Origin of the sequence: Nocardia yamanashiensis (assembly GCF_021183565.1) — a bacterium.
Lineage (GTDB): Bacteria > Actinomycetota > Actinomycetes > Mycobacteriales > Mycobacteriaceae > Nocardia > Nocardia yamanashiensis.
Genome location: NZ_CP089226.1, coordinates 1,327,533 through 1,351,351 on the forward strand (window position 1 = coordinate 1,327,533; position 23,819 = coordinate 1,351,351).

Consider the following 23,819-nt stretch of genomic DNA (forward strand, 5'->3'; position numbering starts at 1 on the left):
TGCCCGCGAGCCGGCGCTCGCGGGCAGTTCTTTTCAGTTCGGGGTGCGAACCCGTTCGCGCGCACGGGCTTCCATTTCACGCGCGCGCCGCTGGGCGACCGCCGCTTCCTGTTCGCGAGCTCGTACCGCGTCCTGCGCCGACTGAGCCTGCCCGACTTCCAGCAGCATTCGCACGGCCGCGAGTTCGGGGGAGATGCCCATCCGCGAAAGATGCTGGGCCAGTGCGGCCCGGCGCTCCACCGAGTCGTAGCGTACGAGTGACTTGTTGATCGCGGCCTGGGTGGCCGCCATGCGTCCGGCCTCGGCTTGCGCGGCGAACTTGTCCTTCTCGAGCGACAGACCCTTTTCCAGAGGCGGCTTTTCGAGAATACGCGTGAGCTCGAGATTGCGCGGATCCTTGGCCTTGGCATCCGCGGCCTCGCGCAGCTGACGCTCGCGAGCCTCTTTCTGCCGGGTCTCGGTGACCTTGACGCGGGCTTCCGCTTCCTTCTGGCCACGTTCCCGGGTGCGCAGCGCGACAAGTGTCGCGAGCTGCAACATCTGCCTCATCATCGCCGCGGTTTCGCGGCCGATGTCATCGATATCCTCGGCCATTGCCTGCTCCCCGATGTGCTGCAGTGATCACTATGGATGATTGTGGTGCTTCGTCGTGAACATCGCTATGCGAACGGTGGTTCGGATAGCCCTGTCCCGCCTGCAAACGTGGACACCGGGAGTAGTGGAGGCGTCTGAGCGGGCCCGGTGGGGGTCACCCGTTGGGCTTTACTACGCCGCTTCGTACTCCGTTCTACGAGGTTACCAGCGAAAACTCGGATACCGCCGTACGCGCGCGTCGCGATCCAGCATATATCGCACAATTCCGGCATGGGGTCGAAAACTTCGGATTTTCTTTGGTTAGGAAAGCCTTACACCGGACGTTCACGGGTGGTCTGGACAAGCGTCCGCCGGAAAAGGAACGGGCCCGGCGCAACCGACGCGCCGGGCCCGAAAAACCGTACCGCTCAGTTGATTCCGACCGACTCGATGTTCACAACCGCGTTCGGCGAGCCGTCCGGCGCGCCGCCCCGCGCGCCCTGGCCCGCCACCTTGTCGAGGGTGGCCAGGCCGGCATCGTCGATAGTGCCGAAGATGGTGTACTGCGGCGGCAATTGGGAATCGCCGTAGACCAGGAAGAACTGGCTGCCGTTGGTGCCCTTGCCGTCGATGCCGGTGGAGCCGACGCCGTAGTTGGCGTTCGCCATGGCGATCACGCCGCGCTTGTAGGCGACCGGGGTCTGCATGGCCGGATCCTGCGCCGAGTACTGGTCGGTCGGGTACTCATTGTCGAATTCGTAACCGGGACCGCCGTTTCCGGTGCCCGTCGGGTCCCCGCACTGCAGCACCTTCAGGCCCTCGCCGGTGGTCAGGCGATGGCAGGAGGTGCCGTCGAAGAACTTCTCCTTGGCCAGGGTCTCGAAGCTGTTCACCGTGCACGGCGACGCGGCGGCGTCCATGGTCAGGCCGATGGCGCCCTGGCTGGTCTGCAGGGTGACGTGCTGCGGCTGCGCGGTGGTCGAGACGTTCTCCCCGTTCGGCTTGGCGACCGGCCGGTCCGCGGGCTGCTGGGAGTCGCGGTAACCGCAGTTCACCGCCGCGGGCTTGGCCTTGGCCTTGGGCGGGGCGGAGGCCAGCGAGGCCTCGGGGGTGTCCTTGGCCGCCGTCGTCGAGTTGTCGTCGCTCTTCGCCCAGAAGTAGATGCCGACACCGGCCGCTACGGCGACCACGACGCCCAGTGTGGACGCGGCGATGGTGAGTTGCTTACGCTTGCGCGCCCGCTGGGCCCGGTTGGCCAGTTGACGCTCCAGCTTCCGTTTCGCCGCAGCGCGTCGCTGTTCATTGCTCGGCACTAGCCATTCCCTCCGTATCGGTTGCTTCCGGGGTAAGAGTGTGCCATCACTTCCTGAGACGTTGCCTTATAACCGGCGGTCAATACCGGTTGGACTTGCGGGGCGGGCATCGTGGAAACTGGTTCATCGTGACCAAGACCAGCAGCTTCAGCGCCCCGAGAGGTGTCCCGGACTATCTTCCGCCGACCTCCGCCGAGTTCGTCGCCGTGCGCGACGCGCTCGTACAGACCGCCCGTCTGGCCGGTTACGGGCATGTCGAGCTGCCGGTTTTCGAAGAGACCGCGCTGTTCGCGCGCGGTGTGGGCGAGTCCACCGACGTGGTCTCCAAGGAGATGTGGACCTTCGCGGACCGCAATGGGGAGAGCTTCACGCTGCGGCCCGAGGGCACGGCCGGGGTGATGCGGGCGGTCATCCAGCACGGGCTCGATCGCGGGCAGCTGCCCGTCAAGCTCTGCTACGCCGGACCCTTCTTCCGCTACGAGCGCCCGCAGAAGGGCCGCTACCGGCAGCTGCAGCAGGTCGGCGTGGAGGCCATCGGCATCGATGATCCGGCGCTGGACGCCGAGGTGATCGCCATCGCCGACGCCGGGTTCCGCTCGCTCGGACTGGACGGTTTCCGCCTGGAGATCACCTCGCTCGGCGACGAGACCTGCCGCCCGCAGTATCGAGAACTGTTGCAGGACTTCCTGTTCAAGCTGCCGCTCGACGAGGAGACCCGCCGCCGCGCCGAGATCAATCCGCTGCGCGTGCTCGACGACAAGCGGCCCGAGGTCAAGGAGATGACCGCCGGCGCGCCGCTCATGATCGACCACCTGTCCGAATCCGCCAAGGCGCACTTCGACCTGGTGCTCGGCTACCTCGACGCCCTCGGCGTGCCGTACGTGGTGAATCCGCGCATGGTCCGCGGGCTCGACTACTACACCAAGACCACCTTCGAATTCGTGCACGACGGGCTGGGCGCGCAGTCCGGCATCGGCGGCGGCGGCCGCTACGACGGGCTGATGGCCGAACTCGGCGGGCAGCCGCTGTCGGGCATCGGCTTCGGTATCGGCGTCGACCGCACCGTGCTGGCCCTGGAAGCCGAAGGCAAGTCCGCCACCGACGGCACCCGCGTCGACGTGTTCGGCGTGCCGCTGGGCGATGTCGCCAAGCAGCGCCTGGTCGCGATCTCCGCCGAACTGCGCGCGGCGGGCATTCGCACCGACCTGGCCTACGGCGGGCGCGGCATGAAGGGCGCGATGAAGGCGGCCGACAAGTCCGGGGCGCGCTTCGCGCTCGTGCTCGGCGATCGTGAAGTGGCCGACGGCGAGATCGGTCTCAAGGACCTGAGCAACGGCGAACAGCGCCAGCTGCCCCTGGACGGCATCGTCGCCGAGGTCGCGGCCGCCCTCGCGGGCGAATAGCGAGCGGTCCGGCCCGGGCCGCCGGGTGTGACGGCCCGGACCGAGCCGCTTGCCGGTCGCGAAATCGGTTGCGCGGCAAGCGCTCCGAAAGACCGGACGATCTTCGTGCGGAGATCCTGGTAGCGTCCCCGGCGGTTTGTGGGCCGGTGGTCCACACTGGACTTGCAGCATGCCGACCTGGACGAATGTGTGGCCGTGACTGAACAAGGCAAATCCGAGCCCGTCGCCGAGGTCGGGCTCGACCTGATCGCTCCGGAGATGTACGCGCCCGCGCTGCGGCGGCTGGCGCTGGCCTCGATCGGGGTGGGCATCGGCGTCGGGTTGCTGCTGGCGCTGGTGGTGAGCTGGCCGGTCGCCATCGCGGCCGGTCTCGTGCTCGGGGCGCCGACCGCCCTGTACGCGGTGACGGTGCAGCGGCGGCGAATCCGCTTGGCGGGCACCGAGATCCGGGCGCGCACCTGGAGCGGCGAGCATCGCCTGGATCTGGCGGCGGCGACCGGGATCGAGATCCTGGTGTACCCGGGGCGCCTGAGCCGCGTGGTGCTGCGCGCCACCGCCGGGCCCGATACCCGCATCGTCCCGCTCGCCATGTACACCGATTCCGGCAGCGGTCGCGAACTGCACATCCTCGGCTTGCGCAAACTCGCCGACGCCCTGTCCGCGTGCGCGCTGGTGTCCGCGCTGGCGGTCTCGGAGCTGCTGGTGCGGCAATTGCGGGCGGAAGCGCGGGACGCCGTCGCGGAGGAACGGCCGCTGTATCGGGCAGCGCGGTTGGTGCGGTCGCGCGATGCGGTCTCCTCGGTGGTGCTGAGCGATGCCGATATCGCGGAACTCGTTCGCTAGCGGTGTCTCGTTGCTCACGACGGCTGGGATGCGGCGGTGAGCGGTCGTTAGGGTGGTTGACGGAGTGTTCGACCATCGCCCGACCGCGAGGAGTTCATCGTGAGCAGTGCCGCTCGTCCCGTGACCGTCACCGTGACCGGCGGCGCCGGCCAGATCGCCTACGGACTGCTGTTCCGGATCGCGTCCGGTGCGCTGCTCGGACCCGACACTCCCGTGAAACTGCGGCTGCTCGAAATCCCGGCCGCGGTGTCCTCGCTCGAAGGCGTCGCCATGGAGCTCGAGGACGGGGCCTTCCCGCTGCTGGCGGGAATCGACATCTCCGATGACCCGTGGGTGGGATTCGACGGGGCGAATGTGGCGCTGCTGGTCGGCGCGCGGCCGCGGACGGCGGGGATGGAACGCGCGGACCTGCTGGCCGCCAACGGGCCGATCTTCACCGATCAGGGCGCGGCCATCAACGCCAATGCCGCCGACGACGTCAAGGTGCTCGTGGTGGGCAATCCGGCGAACACCAACGCCTACATCGCCATGAGCAACGCTCCCGACGTGCCCGCCGCGCGCTTCACGGCGCTGACCCGGCTCGACCACAACCGCGCGATCGCGCAGCTGGCCAAGCGAACCGGGGCCGCGGCGGCCGATATCCACCGGATCGCGATCTGGGGCAATCACTCCGCGACGCAGTACCCCGACATCTTCCACGCGACCGTGGCCGGCAAGCCCGCGCTGGACCTGACCGGCGATCGCGCTTGGCTGACAGACGATTTCATTCCGACCGTGCAACAGCGCGGCACCGCCATCATCAAGGCGCGGGGCGCGTCCTCGGCGGCCAGCGCGGCGAGCGCGGCCATCGACCACATTCACGACTGGGTGCTCGGCACCGCGCCGGGGGACTGGGTGTCGATGGCGGTGCCGTCGGACGGGTCCTACGGGGTGCCCGAGGGCATCATCAGCTCGTTCCCGGTCACCTGCGCGAACGGTGAGTACACCATCGTGCCGGAGCTCGAGATCGACGAATTCTCCCGGGCGCGTATCGATCTCAGCGTGGCCGAGCTGGCGGCCGAGCGCGATGCGGTGATCGAGCTCGGCTTCGCCAAGAAGGTCTAGCTCAGCTTGGCGATCACGTTGTCGCCGTACCACTTGATCTTGGTGAGCTTGTCCTCGAGGGATTCGGTGTCCTGCTCCTTGGCGTAGGAGTTGCGGAAACCGACGATGGCGTCGGTGATGCCCTTGTCCTCGAGGCGCTTCACCCCGTCCGGGGTGTAGGCGTCCAGGGAAACCGCGTGGATCTCGAACTCGCCCGGATTGTCGCGCTCGCTGCGCAATTCGTTGATCCGGGCCAGGTACTTCTCCAGATCGTCGGCATTGCCGCCGGCGTGCATCCAGCCGTCGCACAGCCGTACCGCGCGCTTGAGCGCGGCATCGCTGTGCCCGCCGATCAGGATGGGCAGCGGCTCGGTCGGCGCCGGGGTCATCTTGATCTTCGGGATGTCGTAGAACTCGCCGTGGTACTCGAAGTACTCGCCGGTGGAGAGCCCGCGCACGATCTCGATGCACTCGTCCAAGCGCTTGCCGCGCCGTTCGAACGGCACGCCCATGATCTGGAAGTCCTCCGGCCACGGGCTGATGCCCACGCCGAGGGCGAAACGGTTGTTGCTCAGGCGCGCAAGCGAACTCGCCTGCTTGGCCACCAGCACCGGCGGGCGGATGGGCAGCTTGAGCACGAACGGGGTGAGCCGCAGGGTGGTGGTGGCCGCCGCGATGGCCGCCGACAGCACGAAGGTCTCGATGAACGGCTTGCCGTCCAGGAATTCGCGATTGCCGTCGCCGTTGTACGGGTACTTGGAATCCGATTCGGCCGGATAGGCGATGCTGTCGGCGATGGTGATGCTGTGGAACCCGGCGGCCTCGGCAGCCTGAGCCAGCGGAACGTAATAGTCCGGATTGGTCATCGCCTCGGCGTAGGTGAAGCGCATCGATCGTCCTCTCGACAGTGAGCAGTGCGAAAACTAGAACAGATTCTAGTTGTGTTGTCGATGCTAACCCGAGGCTCGCCGACCGGCAGCGGAACCCGGCATCCCGCCGGTGACGACCGCGAACGCACTGCGCTACCCCGACAGTCGTACCGCACACCGAGACTGCCCGGTTGTAACCGTCTCGGTGGCCGAGACCGGCCCGGCCGGGGGTTGCTTCGCGATTCTGGATCTTGTTCCATGTCCTCATGACGATTGCCATCACGGGCTCCGCCTCCGGTATCGGTGCCGCCACCGCCGCCGCCCTGCGCGCCGCGGGACACGACATCGTCGGCATCGATCTGCGCGATGCCGACGTGACCGGTGACCTCACCGACCCCGCCGTGCGCGCGGCCGCCGTCGAAGCGATCCTGGAGAAGTCGGGCGGCGTGCTCGATGGCCTGGTGCTGTGCGCCGGCGTCGGCCCCCAGGTGCCGGACCCGAACTTCGTCGTGGAGATCAACTACCGGGCCACCGTCGCCCTGCTCGACGCCCTGCTGCCCGCCCTGCGGAAGGGCGAAAACCCGGCCGCCGTGGTGGTTTCGTCGGTCGCCTCCACCCACATCAAATGGGAGGAGAACCCGATCGCGCAGGGCACCGAGGCCGAAGCCTTCGCCGCCGCGGGCGATTACGCGGGCTCCTACGCCTACGCCGCCTCCAAGAACGCCGTCACCGTCGCGGTCCGCCAGCGCGCCGTCGAATGGGGTGCGGCGGGCGTGCGCCTGAACACCGTGGCACCGGGTTCGGTCGATACCCCGCTGCTGCGAGCCGGTTTGGACGATCCGCGCTACGGCGAGGCCATCCGCAACTTCACCTCGCCGATCGGCCGCAACGGCGAACCGGCCGAAATCGCTTCGCTCATCACGTATCTGCTCGGCCCCCAGTCCGGTTTCATCCACGGCGCGCAGTTCGTCATCGACGGCGGCACCGACGCCCAGGCCCGCCCGACTGCCGTCTGACCGAAACATTTGCTACAACTGAAGACACAGAGATTCGGCGAGCCCGGCACAACCGGGCCCACGAACGGTGGTCGGTAGCCCGCGGGGTGTACATCCGTCTAGCGACCCCACCCGATGCCGCGGCGGCGGAGCAGCTACTCCGCCCGCCGCGGCATCACTCTTTCCGGGGCACAGCGCTTTTCGCGGGCGGCCGTGCCGCGGTGCGGGACGTCAGGCTTGGCCGGAATCGTAATCGCCGGTGGATTCCTCGTCGGCCTGGCCGATCACGCCCGGGGCCGCCGCACCGAGATTGCCGGTGAGTTCGCTTTCGCCGGAGACGTTCTGGTACGGCTGCACCGAACGCGAGTGTTCGGCGTCGGAGCCGCCGCCGCGGCCCGCGCCCGCCGCGGCGGGGGAGCCCATGAAACCCGAGCCGGCCGCGGCGCCGGCGGCGGCCATGCCGGGCAGGCCCGAGCCGAACGGATTGGCCGGGCCCGCAGCGGCTTTGCCGCCGGGGATGGAGGAGCCGGGGCCGCCGGTGCCTGCCGAGAGGCCGCCGATGCCGCCGCCGAGACCCCCGCCTGCGCCGCCGCCACCCGCGCCGCCGCCTCCGCCGAGGCCCGCGGCCTTGGTGTCGGGGTCGCCGCCGGCGGGTTTGCCGTCGGCGGCGCCGGTTCCGGTTCCGGCGGCGGACTGGAGGCCGGATTCCAGGAGGCCCTTGGCCTGTTCCAGGATGGGCTGGCCGACGTTCTCGGCGAGGGACTTCGCGACCTCGGCCGGATTCGCGCCACCGGATTGGCCCATGAGCTGGCCGATGATGCCGTTGAGTTGCGCGGTGGGAGCCGCGAGTTCGCCGCGGGTGGTGTTCACGACGGTGATGGCCGAGGCCAGATGTTCGGTGGCCGAGGCGATCAGCGCGGTCTGCGCGGGCGGGGTCAGGATGACCGGGGCGAGGGCGGTGGCCTGCGCGACGAACGACTGCGCGATCGCGGTGAGCTCGATATTGCCGCGCTGCACGATGGCGGCGGCCTGCTCGGTGAGGGCGGAGAGGTCGAAACCGCGCTGGGTGGTTTCCTCGCCGTGGCGCTGCGCCTGCTGACCGGCGGACTGGGCGCTCTGCGAGGCCTGGCCCTGCCAGAGGCTTTCGACGGTTTTGAGCGCGCCGGTGCCCACCGACACCGCGGACTCGATGAATTTGGAACCCTGACCGAGCAGGGTCGCCGGGTTGAACGAACCCAGCACGCCGGTGCCGAAGCTGTTGAGCAGCTGCTGGAACGGCTGGAACAGCACGTCCATCCCGGGGATGGCGGGGAGGGCGAGGCCCTTCATGAGGTCGCCGACCGGATCGGCGGGCAGGGCCGGGAGCGCGGGCAGGCTCGCGGCGGCCTGGGTGAGCGCCGTCTGTGCGGCGGCGAGGGCGGCGGGTGCGTTGCCGAGCGCGGACTGGGCGTCGTTCAGCGCCGAGTGCGCGCCGCCGAGCACCCCTTGGGCATCGGTGAGCGCCTGCTGGGCTCCGGTGAGCACGCCGTGCGCGCCATCGAACGCGGGGGAGAGGTCAGCGGAAACCGAGGCCGCGACGGTCTCTTCGCCGCGGCCGCCGCCGGGCAGGCCGTGCGGAATGCCGCCGGAGAGCGGGGCGTGCTGCTCGAATTCCTTGCGGGACAAGGCGAAAGCGGGCGGTTCGAACGCCGCCACGTCATCGGGGAGCTGGCCCAGGGGCAGGTTCGGGAACAGACCCGGGGCATCGAGGACGAGGGTCTGCGCGGGGGCGGGCACGGTCGCCGCCGGGGCCGCGCCGATCACGCCGGAGTCGCCGAGGCTCATGCGAACTCCCCGAGTCCGCCCGCCGCGGCGCCGAGCCCGGCCGCGAAATCGCCGTCGGTGCTCTCGTAGGCCCCGGCCGAGCCGAACGCCGCCTGCCCGATCTTGGCGAAGCGGCCGGAGAGCGCGTTGATGTCCTTGTCGTGCAGCAGCTCGGCCACCGCGAAACTGGCCAGGAAGTCCGCGCCGATCAAACCGAAGACCGGGGTCATGGCCGCCACGTGCGATACCGTGTCCAGGCCGCCCGCGCCCGCGATATCCGCGGCCACGCCGTCCTGTGCGGCGGCGAAGGTGCGGACCGCCGTGGTGTCGACCGACAGATCGGCCATGAGTGCCCCCCAAATCGTCGTGGACATGCGAACAGCGAATATATCCCACTGGGCGTCTACGACGGCGTGCCGAGTGCACCACACTCCGTGGCCGGACCGTTCTTGCAAATTAGAACAAGTTCTATATTCTTCATCACATGAAGGTCGCAGTCACCGGCGCCGCCGGCTTCCTTGGCACCAATTTGCTTCGCCTGCTTACCGATCGGGGCCACGAGGTCACCGCCATCGATCGCGTGCAGGGCGCGGCGCAGCCCGGTGTCACCTGGGTCAGCGGCGATGTGCTGGACCCGCAGTCCATGCGCAAGACCCTGGACGGCGCCGAGGTGGTCTACCACCTGGTCGCGCTGATCACCCTGGCCCACAAGAACGATCTGGCCTGGCGGGTGAACGCCGAGGGCGTGCGCGTGGTCGCCGAGGCCGCCAAGGCGGTCGGCGTACGGCGCATGGTGCACACCAGCTCGATTCACGCGTTCAACCAGTACAGCTGCGGCGGCCGGATCAACGAGCGCTCGCCGCGCTCCATCGATCCGGATCTGCCGGTGTACGACCGTTCCAAGTGGCAGGGCGAGATCGAGCTGCGCAAGGTCATCGAGACCGGACTGGATGCGGTGATCTGCAACCCGACCGGTGTGTACGGACCGGTCGACAACACCGACTCGCGCATCAATGTCACCCTGCGCGACGCCGGTCGCGGCCGGGTGCCGGTCATGATCTCCGGCGGCTTCGACCTGGTCGACGTGCGCGATGTGGCCCAGGGCCTGGTGCTGGCCGGTGAGCGCGGCAAGACCGGCGAGAACTACCTGCTGGGCGGGCATTTCACCGAGATGCTGGCGGCCACCCGCCTGGCCGCGACCATCAACGGCAAGCTCAAGCCCGCCTTCGCGATTCCGGCCAAGGTCATCGACGCGCTCATGCCGGTGCTCGAGCCCGCGGCCAAGGCGCTGGGTTCGGACCGCATCTCCAAGGCGTCCATGGGCGCGCTGCTGTCCGCGCCGATCGTCGAACACGACAAGGCCACCGCCGAACTCGGCTACCGGCCGCGCCCGGCCGAGGAGACCATCCGCGACCTGATGGCCTTCTACAACGGTGCGACCATCACGCCCGACACGCAGAAGATCGCTTGACAGTTCGATAGAACAAATGTTCGACTTGGGCGGTGCGATGGCAAAGCCAGACCCTGGACGCCGATGACGGCGCGCTGCCCGGGCTCGAACGTGCCGGCTTCGTACGCAGCGTACAGACGCCCGAATTCGAGGGCATCACCTTTCACGAGGTGTTGTGCAAGAGCGCGCTGAACAAGATGCCCGACGGGGGTTCACTGCCGTTCAACTGGACCGTGAACCCCATGCGGGGTTGTTCGCACGCCTGCCGCTACTGCTTCGCCCGCCCCTCGCACGAGTATCTGGATCTCGACGCGGGCGCCGACTTCGACTCGCAGATCGTGGTCAAGACCAATGTGGTGCCGATTCTGCGCAAGGAACTGCACAAGCGCTCCTGGCGGCGGGAAACCGTTGCGCTGGGCACGAATACCGATCCCTATCAGCGCGCCGAGGGCCGCTACCGGCTGATGCCGGGGATCATCAGCGCCCTCGCCGAATCCGGCACCGGCTTCTCCATTCTCACCAAGGGCACGCTCATGCGGCGGGACCTCCCGCTGCTCACCCAGGCCGCCCGGCAGGTGCCGGTGCATCTGGCCGTCTCGCTCGCCATGCTCGACCCGGAACTGCAGCGCAGTCTCGAGCCCGGGACGCCGTCGCCGCGCGCTCGCCTGGAGATGATCCGCGCGCTCGCCGACGCCGGTTTCGCGGTGAATGTCATGGTGGCTCCGGTCATTCCGCTGCTCACCGATTCCAGCTCGCAGCTCGACGAACTCTTCGGGGCCATCGCCGAGGCCGGGGCCGCGAGCGTGGTCGCTTTTCCCATGCACCTGCGCGGTTCCACCCGCGGCTGGTTCCTCGATTGGCTCGCCGAAGCCCACCCGGCGCTGCTGCGCCGCTACCGGCAACTGTATGGTCGGGGAACTTCGGTCACCCCGGAGTATTCTGCGTGGCTACGCGGCCGGATCGAGCCGCTGCTGGAGAAACACCGCTTGAACCGCGAACGGCCGAACGAGCCCGAGGTTCGTTCCGCCACATCGCACCCTGACGACCGGCAGCTGGCGCTTTTCGCCTGAAACCGGCCGAGATTCCTGCTCCACCCGCTAACTTCGCAGGCGTGTCGCGAATAAGGCGGAGTAGTTTGGCGTTGGTACCTCACACTGACGAGGAAGTGATGCAGGCGCATGGTTTCGCAGCGTGACCACTCGGTGGCGGCCCACGAAAACGGCGGCCCCACCGAGAAATTGGAAAGGGTCGTAATTCGCTTTGCGGGGGATTCCGGTGACGGCATGCAGCTCACCGGTGACCGCTTCACCCACGAGGCCGCCGCATTCGGCAACGATCTTGCCACCCAACCGAATTTCCCCGCCGAGATCCGAGCGCCCCAGGGCACCCTGCCGGGCGTCTCGTCGTTCCAGATCCAGATCGCCGACTACGACATCCTCACCGCCGGTGACCAGCCCGATGTGCTGGTGGCGATGAATCCCGCGGCGCTCAAGGCGAATCTGGAGGATCTGGCGCGCGGGGCCATGGTGATCGTGAATACCGACGAATTCACCAAACGCAATCTGGCCAAGGTCGGCTATGCCGGTGATCCGCTCACCGATGAGACGCTGACCGATTTCGTGGTGCACCGGGTGCCCATGACCTCGCTGACCCTCGGGGCAACCGAACCGACCGGTGTGGGCAAAAAGGACGGGCAGCGCGCCAAGAATATGTTCGCGCTGGGATTGCTGTCCTGGATGTACGGGCGGCCGATCGGCGGCACCGAACAGTTCATGCGGGAAAAATTCGCCTCGAAACCAGATGTCGCCGAAGCGAATATCCTCGCATTCCGGGCGGGATGGAATTACGGCGAAACCACCGAGGCATTCGCCACCACCTACGAGATCGCGCCGGCGACGCTGCCCGCGGGCACCTATCGGCAGATCACCGGTAATACCGCGCTGGCCTACGGCATTGTGACTGCGGGTCAATTGTCCGGATTGCCGGTCTTTTTGGGGACGTATCCGATCACGCCCGCCTCCGACATCCTGCACGAGCTGAGCAAACACAAGAACTTCGGCGTCACCACCTTCCAGGCCGAGGACGAGATCGCCGGCATCGGCGCGGCGCTGGGCGCTGCGCTGGGCGGTGCGCTCGGCGTGACCAGCACCTCGGGTCCGGGGCTGGCGCTCAAGAGCGAAACCATCGGCCTGGCGGTGATGACCGAACTGCCGCTGCTCATCGTGGACGTGCAGCGCGGCGGCCCGTCCACCGGGCTGCCCACCAAGACCGAACAGGCCGATCTGCTGCAGGCGCTCTACGGGCGCAATGGCGAATCGCCGGTGGCGGTGCTCGCGCCGCGTTCGCCCGCCGACTGTTTCGACACCGCGGTGGAGGCGGCGCGCATCGCGCTCACCTACCGCACCCCGGTGCTGCTGCTGTCGGACGGCTCCATCGCCAATGGTTCGGAGCCGTGGGCGATTCCGCAGGTCGCCGACCTCGCCCCGATCGACCCGGCCTTCGAACCCGATGGCGCGGACACCGATTCGTTCCAGCCCTACGCCCGCGACCCGGAAACCCTGGCCCGGCCGCTCGCCGTACCCGGCACCAAGGGCCGCGCGCACCGCATCGGCGGGCTCGAAAAGGCTGACGGCAGCGGCAATATCTCCTACGAACCGGCCAATCACGAACTCATGGTGCGGCTGCGGCAAGCCAAGATCGACGGCATCGCGGTGCCGGATCTCGAGGTCGAGGATCCGGACGGGCGCGCCGAACTGCTGCTCATCGGGTGGGGCAGCTCCTACGGGCCGATCGGCGAGGCCTGCCGGCGGGCGCGGCGGCGCGGCGTTCCCGTCGCGCAGGCGCACCTGCGGCATCTGAACCCGTTCCCGCCCAATCTCGGTGAGATCCTGGGCCGCTATCGCACCATCGTCTGTCCCGAGATGAACGGCGGCCAGCTCGCCATGCTGCTGCGCGCCCGCTACCTGGTGGACGTGCAGCCGTGGACCAAGGTCGCCGGCACCGCCTTCTCCGCCCAGGAACTGGTCGGCGTCATCGACGCCGCCCTGGACGGCGATATCGCGGAGATGGAACAGACCAAAGCCTTCACCGCTCGTGCGCGGGCCACCTACCGCACCTCAGGGGGTAAGCAGCCATGACCATTCTCGAAAACCCGCTCGTGGGCACCGATCTCGGGCTGACCGGGCTGTCCGGCGTGCCCACCGCCGACCGGCCGCAGAAAGCCAAGGACTACACCTCCGATCAGGAGGTGCGCTGGTGCCCCGGATGCGGTGACTACGTCATTCTCGCCACCGTGCGCGGATTCCTCGCCGAACTCGGCCTGGCCCGCGAGAACCTCATGTTCGTCTCCGGCATCGGATGCTCGAGCCGGTTCCCGTACTACCTGGAGGCGTACGGGATCCACTCGATCCACGGGCGCGCGCCGGCCATCGCGACCGGAATGGCGGTGACGCGACCGGACCTGTCGGTATGGGTGGTGACCGGGGACGGCGACGCGCTGTCCATCGGCGGCAACCACCTCATCCACGCGCTGCGCCGCAATGTGAACATGACGATCCTGTTGTTCAACAACCGGATCTACGGGCTCACCAAGGGCCAGTACTCGCCGACCTCGGAAACCGGCAAGGTCACCAAGTCCACGCCCATGGGTTCGGTGGACCATCCGTTCAATACGCTCTCGATCGCGCTCGGGGCCGAGGCCACCTTCGCGGGGCGCGCCCTGGATTCCGATCGGGCGGGCCTGACCGAGGTGCTGCGCGCCGCCGCCGAACATCGCGGCACCTCGTTCGTGGAGATCCTGCAGGACTGCCCGATCTTCAACGACGGCTCCTTCGACGCGCTGCGCCGCGAGAACGCCGAATCGCATCTCATCCGGCTGCGGCACGGACAGCCCATCCGGTTCGGCGCCGAGCACGAATTCGCGGTGGTGCGCAACGGTTTCGGGCTGCGGGTGGCCCGCGCCGACAGCGTCGCGGACGCCGATATCGTCGTCCACGACGCCTACAGCGACGATCCGGAATACGCCTACGCGCTGTCCCGGCTCTCCGATCAGGACCTCTCGCACGTGGTGACCGGCGTGTTCCGCAGCGTCAGCCGGCCCACCTACGACGACGGCGTACGCGGGCAGCTGGAGGCGGCGGCGGCAGCGAAACCGGTGCACGGGAACTCGCTGCAGGACCTGCTCACCGGCAGCGAAACCTGGACGGTCGGCTGAGTTTTCGGGTTCAGCCGCGGACGAAGGCGTTCACCAGGCGGTCGTAGAGCGCGGTGAAACGCTGGCGGGACGCCTTCTGCCCCTCGGTCAGGCCCTCCGACAGCGCGGGATCGTACATGATCACGTGCACGTCCTCGTCCGGCGGCGCGGGCATGAAATCGATGATCATATTGCCCGCTTCGCCGCTGTTCGGCGTGCCCAGATCCTCCAGCACCAGGGCCCGCACCTCGGTGGCGGCGGCGCTGAGCACGTCGGCGGGGACGGTGCCGCTGAACTCGGTGCCCTCCGGGGTGCGTTTCACCGCCTTGCCGTCGGCCGTCACCTCGAGCACGGGGCGCAGATCGGTGCGGGTCTGCCAGCCGGTGGGCATGGTGGTGAGCGTGAACAGCGTGGTCGCCACGGCGGCGTCGATCGGCGCGGCCCGCACCGGGGCGGGCGCCGGAGCCGGATCGTCGGCGGCGGCGAAACCGCCTGTGCCGGTGAGTATCACGGCCGTCGCCAGCAGTGCCGTGGTGGCGCGGCGCGCCCTGCCGAATCCCGTTGTCCCGCCCAGCTTCAGCATTGCTTCCCTCCGAATCCCTGTGGGGCGTCTGCCCGCCAGGGATTCTGCCCCGAGCCCCTCCGGAGATCACGGGCGGCGCGCCGAACGGGCGGAGGCGGCGCCGGCGATCACGAGCAGGAACACGCCGCACACCGCGACCAGCAGCCAGACCGGATGAGTGGCGCTGGTCAGGCCGGCGGGTGCGGTCCCGGCGACCAGGCCACCGGCGATGGCGATGCCCAATGCCGCGCCGAACTGGCGTGCGGTGGAGGTGACGGCCCCGGCCACGCCCGCCCGAGCCGCTGGGAGCGCGCCCACCGCGGTATTGGTGATGGGCGCGTTGGCGAAACCGACGCCGATACCGAGGGCGAGGTAGGCCAACAGCAGCAGGGCGAAACTGGAATCGGCGTCCAGGGTGATCAGGCACGCACCGCCGAGGGTCAGGAAAATCCCCGCGGCGGTGAGCGGTAGCCGCGGCCCGTGCCGCCCGACCAGGATGCCGGACAGCGGTGCGCAGACCGTCGCGCCCACTGCCATCGGCAGGACCGCGAACCCGGCGGCCAGCGGCGTCAGGCCCCGAACCTGTTGCAGATACAGCGTATTCGCCAGCAGCGCCGCGTTCAGTGCGACGAATACCGCGATCGCGCCCAGCACCGCGCCAGCGAACACGGGACTGCGGAACAGGCGCGGATCCATCAGCGGCTCGGGCCGATTCGTCTCGACGCGCACGAATCCCGCCCCGGCCGCGACGATTCCGGCATATCCGGCGAGCATCCAGGCGGAGGTCCAGCCGGCGTGCGGTCCCTCGATGAGCACGCCCACCGCGAGCCCGGCCGCCACCGTCAGCAGCGCCTGCCCCGGCAGGTCCAGCCGCTGCGGCCGATCCGCCCGCGACTCCGGTACGAACAGCACGCTCAGCGCCAGCGTGACCAGGATGATCGGGACGTTCACCCAGAACAGCGCCCGCCAGTCCGAGACCGCCAGCAGGGCGCCGCCGATCACCGGGCCCGCCGCCATGCTCACCCCGAACACCGCGGCCCACACCCCGATGGCGCGCGCCCGCTGCGCCGGATCCGGTATCGCGTTCACCACGATCGCCAAGGCCACCGGGCTCAGCATCGAAGCGCCCACGCCCTGAAACGCGCGCGCCGCCACCAGCAGCTGCAAGGTCGGCGCCAGCGCGCACAGCAGCGAGGCCGCGCCGAACACCGTCAATCCGATCCGGAAGACCCGCCGCCGCCCGAACCGGTCCGCGAGCGCGCCCGAGGAGATCAGCAGGCTCGCGAACACCAGCGTGTACGCGTCGATCGTCCATTCCAGCCCGCGTGCCCCGGTGCCCAGCCCGGCGCCGATCGCGGGCAATCCCACATTCACGATCGTGGTGTCCAGGCCGACCACGAACATGCTCAGGCAGCACACCCCGAGCACGATCGCGCGCCCGCGCCCGCTCGAGTCCGTCCGAGCCGTCGCCACCGTCTCGCTCATCGACTCCACCTCTCTCCGAAATCCGTTCGAACGAGCGAATTCTCGGAGCCGTGCCGTGCCGGTAGACAGCGAATTTGCGGAAACCGCAAAATGGACCCGTGGACGACGACATCGACGAGATCCTCGGCACCATCGGCCCGCGGCTGCGCGCACTGCGCCGGGATCGCGCCCTGACCCTCGAATCGCTCTCCGCCGCCACGGGAATCTCGGTCAGCACGCTGTCCCGGCTGGAGTCCGGGCTCCGCCGCCCGACCCTCGAACTGCTCATTCCCCTGGCCCGGGCGCATCGCGTGGCCCTCGATCAGCTCATCGCCGCCCCGGCCACCGGCGATCCGCGCGTCCACCTGGAACCCCTGCGCAAACGGCGGGGCAGCGTCTTGATCCCGCTGACCCAGTACCCCGGTCGTGTCCAGGTCTTCAAAGAGGTGCTGTCGCCCCGCACTCCGCAGCTGGTCTCGCATGCCGGTTACGAGTGGCTCTACGTGCTCGCGGGCGAACTGCGCCTGCTGCTCGGGGAGACCGAATTCCATTTGGGCCCGGGCGAAGTCGCCGAATTCGACACCAACGAGCCGCACTGGTTCGGGCCCGCGGGCAAGGCCGGCGTGGAAATCCTGCACATGTTCGGCCCGCGCGGTGAACGCGCCGTCGTTCGCACGCAGGCGGGCCCGGTGGCGGCCGCGAAGTGACTGAACCGGACCGGTCGTTCGGTCACGGTCGCCGGTCGCGGCGCACACTGGAAGCATGGATCCGGTCGTAGCCCTGCGTGAGATCGCGTTCTACAAAGATCGTGCCCGGGAGGAGGCGCGGCGAGTGATGGCCTATCGCAATGCCGCCGATATCGTGGAGCGGCTCGATCCGGCCGAGCGGGAGCGGCTCGGGGCATCGAACGGCTGGCAGTCGCTGCGCGGGATCGGGCCCAAGACCGCGGAGGTCATCGCACAGGCGTGGGCGGGACGGGAACCCGATGTGCTGGTGCAGTTGCGGGCCGCCGCCGGGGACCTGGGCGGCGGGGGCTTGCGGTCGGCGCTGAAGGGCGATCTGCACGTCCATTCGAACTGGTCGGACGGTTCCGCTCCTATTGCCGAGATGATGGGGGCGGCCCGGGAACTGGGGCACGAGTACTGCGCGCTGACCGATCATTCGCCGCGCTTGACCGTCGCCAACGGCTTGTCGCCGGACCGGTTGCGCGAACAGCTCGCGGTCATCGACGGGCTGCGGGAACAGTTCGCGCCCATGCGCATTCTCACCGGCATCGAGGTGGACATCCTCGACGACGGGTCACTCGATCAGGAGCCGGAGCTGCTCGAGCGGCTGGACATCGTGGTGGCCAGCGTGCACTCGAAGCTGAAGATGGATGCGGCGGCCATGACCCGGCGGATGGTCGCGGCGGTATCGAACCCGCAGGTGGATGTGCTCGGGCACTGCACCGGGCGGCTGGTGGAGGGGAACCGCGGAACCCGGCCGGAGTCGCAGTTCGACGCCGAGCAGGTGTTCACCGCCTGCCGCGAGTACGGAACCGCGGTGGAGATCAATTCGCGGCCGGAGCGGCGGGATCCGCCGGCGCGCTTGCTGAAGCTGGCCCTGGAGATCGGGTGCGACTTCGCCATCGACACCGACGCGCACGCTCCCGGCCAGCTCGACTTCCTCGGTTACGGTGCGCAGCGCGCCCTCGACAACGGCGTGCCCGCCGACCGCATCGTCAATACCTGGCCCGTGGACGAGCTGCTGGCCTGGACCATGTCCTGACCGGGATCGCCCGGGCGGCAACGGTTTCCGGCTAGCCGATCGCCTTGGGCAGCAGCCCGATGGTCACCAGGATGCCCGCGATGACGACGGCCCCGTAGTGCCCCGTCGTGCGCGAGTAGTCGAACACCGCGGCGACGACCAGCACCGTGATGACCAGGAACAGCAGGTGCTTGATGGGATAACCCTTGACCACCTACCGATTCTAGATCACCGATTCCCCTGTGCCACAGTCGAACTCGGCCTGTGGCAGGGGAGAGCCGACGGAAGGGCAGGCCAAGGGCCGCGGGGTCAGGAGCGCGGTTTCGGCCGGGCGAAACGGCGCATGATGGGCAGGTCCACCCAGTGATAGAGCGCCGCCGCGATGGCCGTGGCCACGACCAGGCTCAGCGCGGCGAATCCGGCCCAGCCGAGGATGCCGAACTGCCTGCCGCCGATCAGATATCGCGTGATCACCACCATGACCGGGAACTGGATCAGGTAGAAGGCGAAGGACACATTGCCCAGCCACACCATGCGCGGATGCGAATTGAGACCACGGATTCCGGCCAGGTCGCGGGCCGCGAGGGTCGCCACCACCGCCGTCATCGGGACCAGCAGCAGCACCGACATCTTGTAATTGACCGGCACCACCCAGGTCCCCGCGTACGCCAGCACCAGCGCCAGCAGCGGCCAGGCCATATTGGTATTGCGCCAGCGCCCTTCGAGCACCATGCGCGCGGCCAGCACGCCCAGGAAGAACTCCGGCAGCCGCGACAGCGGGAAGGTGTAGCTGAGCCAATACGACAGCGAGACCGGGATATTCGGCTGCACGAACCAGGCCGGGGAGGCGTGCAGTTCGTAGTAGGGCGAGTTGTCGCCCGGAACCAGCCGCGGCGCAAAGGCATTCGCGATGCCCTTCGGGCCGTCCACCCACAGGAAGTACGAGGTGTGCAGGGCGATGATGCCGAGCATGAGCACGCCCATGGCCAGCAGCAGGCGGCGGGTCGGAATCCGCATGACCAGTGGCAGCACCAGCGGGAAGCTCAGGTAGAACAGCATTTCCGCGGCCAGCGACCACGCGGGCACGTTGAGCCCGCCGACCGTCGTGGACTTCGGCCACCAGGTGTGCACCAGCAGCAGGTTCGGCACCCACACCACCAGCCGCGACAGCGGCACGCTCGCCACCACGATGAACGCGGCGGCGGCCAGCAGATGCGTCGGATAGATCTTCAGCACCCGGCGGCGGTAGAAACCGCGCACCGACATGCCCGGCCGGAACGACCAGTAGATGATGAACCCGGACAGCACGAAGAAGAAGGTGACGCCGGCCGCCCCGAGCTGCATCGGAATCCATTGGTGGATATGGCGGAACAGCTCCGACTTCTGGAACGGATACACCGGCAGGAACACCAGGGCGTGCAGCACGAACACCGCGAACGCCGCCCACCAGCGGGCCCCGGTCAGCGACGGCAGCGCCGGGCGGCTCGCGCCGAGCGCGGGAGCGGACGGCTGCGGCGTGGCCGAGCCGATAACGGGGGCGGCCGGAGCGGCCACCTCGGGTGTGAAGGTCATCGGCCGTACCGTTCGTTCAGAGCTTTCGCGATCACCGCGTCACCCGCGGGAGAGGGGTGGAAGGGCAGGCCGTCGATCTTGCCGCCCGGCGAGAACACCCCGTTCACCCACGGTTCCGCGGTGCACAGTCCGTGCCCGGCGGTCAGGGCGCGGGCATCGAGGAATTCGAGGCTCAGGCGCTGCGCCGCGTCGCGCTGCGCGGCGTCGATCCGGTTCAAAGCATCGACGATGGTCCGCCCGCGCGGCTGCACGAACGGGACGAAACCGAAGAAGTCCAGGCACACCGAGTCCGCGTTGGCCGGCACCACCTCGGGGTAGCCGACCAGCACGATGCGCGCATTGGGCGCGTAGTACCGGATGTAGGTCACCACATTGCGGATCCGGTCGGCGTACGCGGCGCCGGAGATGGCGACCGAATCCGGCATGCGCCCGGCGCTGACCGCCTCGACGCCGCACCCGTCCTCCAGGTCGAACACGCAGTCCCGCATGGCATCCCAGAGCCGGATCTGGCTGCCGCCCCAATGGTCGTTGAGCCCGAACTGAATGGTCACCAGTTTGGTGCGCGGCCCGAACGCGCCCGCCTGATCGGCCTCGCGGGCCTCCATGGCGAGGGTGTAACCGGGGCCGGTGTCGATCGACGCGCCCACGCAGGAGCGGTCGGTGACCTGGTCGGTGCCCTGGATGCCCATCAGCCTGCTCAATTGGGCGGGCCAGGCGGTGTCGCCGCGCAGACAGGTCTGCTCGGCGGCCAGCGGATTCCAGTCGTTGGCGGTGAACGAATCACCCAGCACGACAAGTTCTTTGCCCGCGGCGGGATCGGCCGCCGCGCTGACGCCCCCGGACATGCCCCCGGACATGGTGGCCGCGACCGCGACCGCCGCGGCGGCGACGCCGAGCGCCCGTCCGCCTCGGGTGTGGAGCCTCATCTAACCTCGAATCGAATATTGAACGGCGAGCGTTTCACTTCGCGGGGAGTGTACATAGCGCGCACCGGGCGCGGGGGCGGTTCCGCGCAAGCCGCCAATATTCGGGTTTCGGGCGAATCGGGGCCGAAAAAGCAACGGCCCCGATCCGATCGGACCGGGGCCTTGCGGGGTCTGCGGCTCAGCGCAGCGCGGGCGGATTGTTCAGATCGCGCGCATTGTAGGTATCGCAGGATTTGACCTGACCGGTCTTGTATCCGGTGAGGAACCATTTCTGCCGCTGCTCGGACGAACCGTGGGTCCAGCCTTCCGGATTCACCCGCCCGGTCGCCGCCTTCTGGATGCGATCGTCGCCGACCGCCGAGGCCGCGGAGAGGGCATCGCGAATATCGCTCTCCGACAAGGGTTTCAGGAACGGGGTATTGCTGCCCGGGGCCGGGAGCTTGTCCGCGTAGGAGGCCCACACCCCGGCATAGCAATCGGCCTGCAACTCGGTGCGCACCGCGCCGGACTCCGGACCCTGCGGATCCCGCTGGGCGCGATTGATATCGCCGAGCAGATTCTGGATGTGATGGCCGAACTCGTGCGCCACCACGTACTCCTGGGCCAGGGGGCCGCCGCTCGCGCCGAACCGGTCCTTGAGCTCCTGGAAGAAGCTGGTGTCGAAGTAGGCGGTCTGGTCCGCGGGGCAGTAGAACGGCCCCACCGCCGAGGTGGCCCGGCCGCACCCGGTGCTCACCGCGCCGGAGAACAGCACCACCTTCGGGTCCACGTATTTGCGATTGGTCTGCTTGGGCAGCTCGGTCGCCCAGACATTGTCGAGGCTCTGCACGGTCAGGATGACCCGGCAGTCCACGTACTTGTTGGCGTCCGCGCCGGTCTTGCAATGGTCGGGGGTCGTCGTGCCCTGCTGCGACGAATCGCCGTCCGCGCCGGTGAACTGGCCGAGAATCGAACCGGGGTCGCCGCCGAGCAGCAGGGAGACCACGAGTGCCACCAGGCCGAGCGCACCGCCTCCGAGTACCAACCCGCCGCCCATACCCGGTCCGCCGCTGCCGCCACTGACCCGGTCCGGGTCGATCTGCAGGCCCTCGTTGAAGGTCATGGGTACCACTCTGACATGGGGGAGTGGATATCGGTTTCCACTCGGGGAACGTGTCTCACTACGATGGGTTCCGCATCCGCAATCCATCGAAAGGAATACCGTGCTGCGCACCCACTTGGCTGGTTCGCTGCGAAGCGAGCACGCCGGTCAGACCGTCACCCTCACCGGCTGGGTGGCTCGTCGGCGAGACCACGGTGGCGTCATCTTCATCGATTTGCGTGATGCGTCCGGTGTTTCGCAGGCCGTTTTCCGTGAGGGCGTCCCCGCCGAGCAGGCGCACAAGCTGCGCAACGAGTTCGTCGTGAAGGTCACCGGCGTGGTGGAGAACCGCCCGGCCGGTTCCGAGAACCCGAACCTGCCGACCGGCGCCATCGAGGTCAATGTGACCGAGCTCGAGGTGCTCAACGAGGCCGCGCCGCTGCCGTTCCAGCTCGACGACGAGCCGGGTGAGGAAGCGCGCCTGAAGTACCGCTACCTGGACCTGCGCCGCGAGGGCCCCGCGCACGCCATCCGGCTGCGGTCCAAGGTCAACGCCGCCGCCCGCGAGGTGCTGGCCAAGCATGCGTTCGTCGAGGTCGAGACCCCGACCATGACCCGCTCCACCCCGGAAGGCGCGCGCGACTTCCTGGTGCCGGCGCGTCTGCAGCCGGGCAAGTTCTACGCGCTGCCGCAGTCGCCGCAGCTGTTCAAGCAGCTTTTGATGGTCGGCGGCATCGAGCGCTACTACCAGATCGCGCGCTGCTACCGCGACGAGGACTTCCGCGCCGACCGCCAGCCCGAGTTCACCCAGCTCGACATCGAGATGAGCTTCGTCGAGCAGGAAGACGTCATCCTGCTGGCCGAGGACATCCTGGCCGCGCTGTGGAAGCTGGTCGGATACGAGATCTCGACGCCGATCCCGCACATGACCTACGCCGATGCCATGCGGCGCTTCGGTTCCGACAAGCCGGACCTGCGGTTCGGGGTCGAGATCACCGAAATGGCCGAGTACTTCAAGGACACCCCGTTCCGGGTGTTCCAGTCGCCGTACGTCGGCGCGGTAGTCATGCCCGGCGGTGCCTCGCAGCCGCGCCGCCAGCTCGATGCCTGGCAGGAGTGGGCCAAGCAGCGCGGGTCGAAGGGCCTCGCCTACGTCCTCGTGCAGGAGGACGGCACCCTCGGCGGTCCGGTCGCCAAGAACCTGACCGATGCCGAGCGCGACGGACTGGCCAAGTTCGTCGGCGCCGAGCCGGGCGACTGTATCTTCTTCGCCGCCGGTGACGTGAAGTCCAGCCGGGCCATCCTGGGCGCGGCGCGCGGCGAGATCGCCCGCAAGTGCGGCCTCATCGACGAGAACGACTGGGCCTTCGTCTGGATCGTGGACGCGCCCATGTTCGAACCGGCCGCCGACGCCACCGCCAGCGGCGATGTGGCGCTGGGCCATTCGGCCTGGACCGCGGTGCACCACGCGTTCACCTCGCCCAAACCCGAACACCTGGACGACTTCGACACCGATCCGGGCTCGGCGCTGGCCTACGCCTACGACATCGTGTGCAACGGCAATGAGATCGGCGGCGGTTCCATCCGTATCCATCGCCGGGACGTGCAGGAACGCGTGTTCAAGGTGATGGGCATCGGCGAGGAAGAGGCGCAGGACAAGTTCGGCTTCCTGCTCGACGCCTTCTCCTTCGGCGCTCCGCCCATGGGCGGCATCGCCTTCGGCTGGGACCGCATCACCGCGCTGCTGGCCGGAGTGGATTCCATCCGCGAGGTCATCGCCTTCCCGAAGTCCGGCGGCGGCGTCGACCCGCTCACCGACGCGCCCACCCCGATCACCCCGCAGCAGCGCACCGAGGCCGGCCTGAACGCCAAGCTGGACGAGAACGGCGTGCCTCTGCCGGTGGAAAAGAAGTAGCCCGAGCGGTTTTCGACGCGCCCGGTCGC

General features: G+C 68.6%; 22 protein-coding genes. 11 read left to right on the forward strand and 11 right to left on the reverse strand.

The annotated features are described in order from the left end of the window. Positions 1-33: 33 nt before the first annotated feature. Both LTV02_RS06340 and LTV02_RS06345 read right to left on the reverse strand, forming a co-directional pair. Complete coding sequence (locus tag LTV02_RS06340; RefSeq protein ID WP_067723522.1) at positions 34-594, reverse strand: hypothetical protein; 561 nt, start codon at positions 592-594, stop codon at positions 34-36. 407 nt (positions 595-1,001) lie between these two features. Beyond that, positions 1,002-1,886: a peptidylprolyl isomerase gene (locus tag LTV02_RS06345; protein ID WP_233038944.1), complete on the reverse strand. Its 885-nt coding sequence runs from the start codon at positions 1,884-1,886 to the stop codon at positions 1,002-1,004. Between the two features lie 128 nt (positions 1,887-2,014). Between LTV02_RS06345 and hisS the strand changes: the two genes are divergently transcribed. From hisS to LTV02_RS06360, 3 genes are all read left to right on the forward strand, one after another. After that, on the forward strand, positions 2,015-3,289 hold the full coding sequence (hisS, locus tag LTV02_RS06350) for a histidine--tRNA ligase (RefSeq protein ID WP_233038945.1): 1,275 nt from the start codon (positions 2,015-2,017) through the stop codon (positions 3,287-3,289). 195 nt (positions 3,290-3,484) lie between these two features. Further along, the gene (locus tag LTV02_RS06355; RefSeq protein WP_233038946.1) at positions 3,485-4,132 is read left to right on the forward strand and encodes a hypothetical protein; all 648 of its coding nucleotides are present in this window, start codon (positions 3,485-3,487) and stop codon (positions 4,130-4,132) included. 99 nt (positions 4,133-4,231) lie between these two features. Then, entirely contained in the window at positions 4,232-5,236 is a 1,005-nt protein-coding gene (locus LTV02_RS06360) for a malate dehydrogenase (protein WP_233038947.1), read from the forward strand. On the opposite strand, the gene LTV02_RS06365 is transcribed toward LTV02_RS06360, so the two are convergent. Next, complete coding sequence (locus tag LTV02_RS06365) at positions 5,233-6,105, reverse strand: TIGR03619 family F420-dependent LLM class oxidoreductase (RefSeq protein WP_067723514.1); 873 nt, start codon at positions 6,103-6,105, stop codon at positions 5,233-5,235. The genes LTV02_RS06360 and LTV02_RS06365 overlap by 4 nt on opposite strands. A gap of 245 nt (positions 6,106-6,350) precedes the next feature. On the opposite strand from LTV02_RS06365, the gene LTV02_RS06370 reads away from it, so the two are divergent. Next, on the forward strand, positions 6,351-7,100 hold the full coding sequence (locus LTV02_RS06370) for an SDR family oxidoreductase (protein WP_233038948.1): 750 nt from the start codon (positions 6,351-6,353) through the stop codon (positions 7,098-7,100). 210 nt (positions 7,101-7,310) lie between these two features. Here the strand turns inward: LTV02_RS06370 and LTV02_RS06375 are convergent, their stop codons facing one another. Continuing rightward, on the reverse strand, positions 7,311-8,903 hold the full coding sequence (locus LTV02_RS06375) for a hypothetical protein (RefSeq protein ID WP_233038949.1): 1,593 nt from the start codon (positions 8,901-8,903) through the stop codon (positions 7,311-7,313). Next, complete coding sequence (locus LTV02_RS06380) at positions 8,900-9,256, reverse strand: type VII secretion target (RefSeq protein ID WP_233038950.1); 357 nt, start codon at positions 9,254-9,256, stop codon at positions 8,900-8,902. Before LTV02_RS06380 ends, LTV02_RS06375 begins: the two co-directional genes overlap by 4 nt. A 110-nt stretch (positions 9,257-9,366) precedes the next feature. Here LTV02_RS06380 and LTV02_RS06385 point away from each other — a divergent pair, with 110 nt between their 5' ends. The 4 genes from LTV02_RS06385 to LTV02_RS06400 all read left to right on the forward strand — a co-directional run bounded on the left by LTV02_RS06385 (position 9,367) and on the right by LTV02_RS06400 (position 14,545). Further along, positions 9,367-10,353, forward strand: coding sequence for an NAD-dependent epimerase/dehydratase family protein (locus LTV02_RS06385; RefSeq protein WP_233038951.1), 987 nt, complete (start codon positions 9,367-9,369; stop codon positions 10,351-10,353). Positions 10,354-10,385: 32 nt separating this feature from the next. Further along, positions 10,386-11,402, forward strand: a complete 1,017-nt coding sequence (locus tag LTV02_RS06390; protein ID WP_233038952.1) for an Rv2578c family radical SAM protein — start codon at positions 10,386-10,388, stop codon at positions 11,400-11,402. Positions 11,403-11,510: 108 nt separating this feature from the next. Beyond that, positions 11,511-13,469, forward strand: a complete 1,959-nt coding sequence (locus tag LTV02_RS06395) for a 2-oxoacid:acceptor oxidoreductase subunit alpha (RefSeq protein ID WP_233038953.1) — start codon at positions 11,511-11,513, stop codon at positions 13,467-13,469. Then, a complete protein-coding gene (locus LTV02_RS06400) occupies positions 13,466-14,545 on the forward strand; it encodes a 2-oxoacid:ferredoxin oxidoreductase subunit beta (RefSeq protein WP_233038954.1) in 1,080 nt (359 codons plus the stop codon). The genes LTV02_RS06395 and LTV02_RS06400 overlap by 4 nt, the downstream gene beginning before the upstream one ends. A gap of 10 nt (positions 14,546-14,555) precedes the next feature. Here the strand turns inward: LTV02_RS06400 and LTV02_RS06405 are convergent, their stop codons facing one another. Further along, positions 14,556-15,107 (reverse strand): hypothetical protein, encoded by a 552-nt coding sequence (locus tag LTV02_RS06405; RefSeq protein WP_233038955.1) that lies wholly within the window; start codon positions 15,105-15,107, stop codon positions 14,556-14,558. Between the two features lie 66 nt (positions 15,108-15,173). Further along, complete coding sequence (locus LTV02_RS06410; RefSeq protein WP_233038956.1) at positions 15,174-16,571, reverse strand: DHA2 family efflux MFS transporter permease subunit; 1,398 nt, start codon at positions 16,569-16,571, stop codon at positions 15,174-15,176. A 98-nt stretch (positions 16,572-16,669) separates the two neighbouring features. Here LTV02_RS06410 and LTV02_RS06415 point away from each other — a divergent pair, with 98 nt between their 5' ends. Together LTV02_RS06415 and LTV02_RS06420 are read left to right on the forward strand one after the other, a co-directional pair. Then, on the forward strand, positions 16,670-17,257 hold the full coding sequence (locus LTV02_RS06415) for an XRE family transcriptional regulator (RefSeq protein ID WP_233038957.1): 588 nt from the start codon (positions 16,670-16,672) through the stop codon (positions 17,255-17,257). A 55-nt stretch (positions 17,258-17,312) separates the two neighbouring features. Next, positions 17,313-18,317, forward strand: a complete 1,005-nt coding sequence (locus LTV02_RS06420) for a PHP domain-containing protein (RefSeq protein ID WP_233038958.1) — start codon at positions 17,313-17,315, stop codon at positions 18,315-18,317. Between the two features lie 31 nt (positions 18,318-18,348). Here LTV02_RS06420 and LTV02_RS06425 read toward each other — a convergent pair whose 3' ends face one another. The 4 genes from LTV02_RS06425 to ypfJ form a co-directional block, all read right to left on the reverse strand. Continuing rightward, the gene (locus LTV02_RS06425) at positions 18,349-18,510 is read right to left on the reverse strand and encodes a hypothetical protein (RefSeq protein ID WP_157762271.1); all 162 of its coding nucleotides are present in this window, start codon (positions 18,508-18,510) and stop codon (positions 18,349-18,351) included. Positions 18,511-18,605: 95 nt separating this feature from the next. After that, on the reverse strand, positions 18,606-19,868 hold the full coding sequence (locus tag LTV02_RS06430; RefSeq protein WP_233038959.1) for an acyltransferase family protein: 1,263 nt from the start codon (positions 19,866-19,868) through the stop codon (positions 18,606-18,608). Then, positions 19,865-20,794 (reverse strand): SGNH/GDSL hydrolase family protein, encoded by a 930-nt coding sequence (locus tag LTV02_RS06435; protein ID WP_233038960.1) that lies wholly within the window; start codon positions 20,792-20,794, stop codon positions 19,865-19,867. Before LTV02_RS06435 ends, LTV02_RS06430 begins: the two co-directional genes overlap by 4 nt. Before the next feature lie 178 nt (positions 20,795-20,972). After that, a complete protein-coding gene (gene ypfJ, locus LTV02_RS06440) occupies positions 20,973-21,896 on the reverse strand; it encodes a KPN_02809 family neutral zinc metallopeptidase (RefSeq protein WP_233038961.1) in 924 nt (307 codons plus the stop codon). Between the two features lie 100 nt (positions 21,897-21,996). Between ypfJ and aspS the strand changes: the two genes are divergently transcribed. Then, entirely contained in the window at positions 21,997-23,790 is a 1,794-nt protein-coding gene (gene aspS, locus LTV02_RS06445; protein ID WP_233038962.1) for an aspartate--tRNA ligase, read from the forward strand. Positions 23,791-23,819 lie beyond the last annotated feature (29 nt).

Excerpts from the sequence above, each read along its gene's own strand:
- LTV02_RS06340 (WP_067723522.1), bottom strand. The coding sequence starts at position 594 with ATGGCCGAGGATATCGATGACATCGGCCGCGAAACCGCGGCGATGATG.
- LTV02_RS06365 (WP_067723514.1), bottom strand. The coding sequence starts at position 6,105 with ATGCGCTTCACCTACGCCGAGGCGATGACCAATCCGGACTATTACGTT.
- LTV02_RS06370 (WP_233038948.1), top strand. The coding sequence starts at position 6,351 with ATGACGATTGCCATCACGGGCTCCGCCTCCGGTATCGGTGCCGCCACC.
- LTV02_RS06375 (WP_233038949.1), bottom strand. The coding sequence starts at position 8,903 with ATGAGCCTCGGCGACTCCGGCGTGATCGGCGCGGCCCCGGCGGCGACC.
- LTV02_RS06380 (WP_233038950.1), bottom strand. The coding sequence starts at position 9,256 with ATGTCCACGACGATTTGGGGGGCACTCATGGCCGATCTGTCGGTCGAC.
- LTV02_RS06385 (WP_233038951.1), top strand. The coding sequence starts at position 9,367 with ATGAAGGTCGCAGTCACCGGCGCCGCCGGCTTCCTTGGCACCAATTTG.
- LTV02_RS06395 (WP_233038953.1), top strand. The coding sequence starts at position 11,511 with ATGGTTTCGCAGCGTGACCACTCGGTGGCGGCCCACGAAAACGGCGGC.
- LTV02_RS06400 (WP_233038954.1), top strand. The coding sequence starts at position 13,466 with ATGACCATTCTCGAAAACCCGCTCGTGGGCACCGATCTCGGGCTGACC.
- LTV02_RS06405 (WP_233038955.1), bottom strand. The coding sequence starts at position 15,107 with ATGCTGAAGCTGGGCGGGACAACGGGATTCGGCAGGGCGCGCCGCGCC.
- LTV02_RS06410 (WP_233038956.1), bottom strand. The coding sequence starts at position 16,571 with ATGAGCGAGACGGTGGCGACGGCTCGGACGGACTCGAGCGGGCGCGGG.
- LTV02_RS06420 (WP_233038958.1), top strand. The coding sequence starts at position 17,313 with ATGGATCCGGTCGTAGCCCTGCGTGAGATCGCGTTCTACAAAGATCGT.
- LTV02_RS06430 (WP_233038959.1), bottom strand. The coding sequence starts at position 19,868 with ATGACCTTCACACCCGAGGTGGCCGCTCCGGCCGCCCCCGTTATCGGC.
- LTV02_RS06435 (WP_233038960.1), bottom strand. The coding sequence starts at position 20,794 with ATGAGGCTCCACACCCGAGGCGGACGGGCGCTCGGCGTCGCCGCCGCG.
- ypfJ (WP_233038961.1), bottom strand. The coding sequence starts at position 21,896 with ATGACCTTCAACGAGGGCCTGCAGATCGACCCGGACCGGGTCAGTGGC.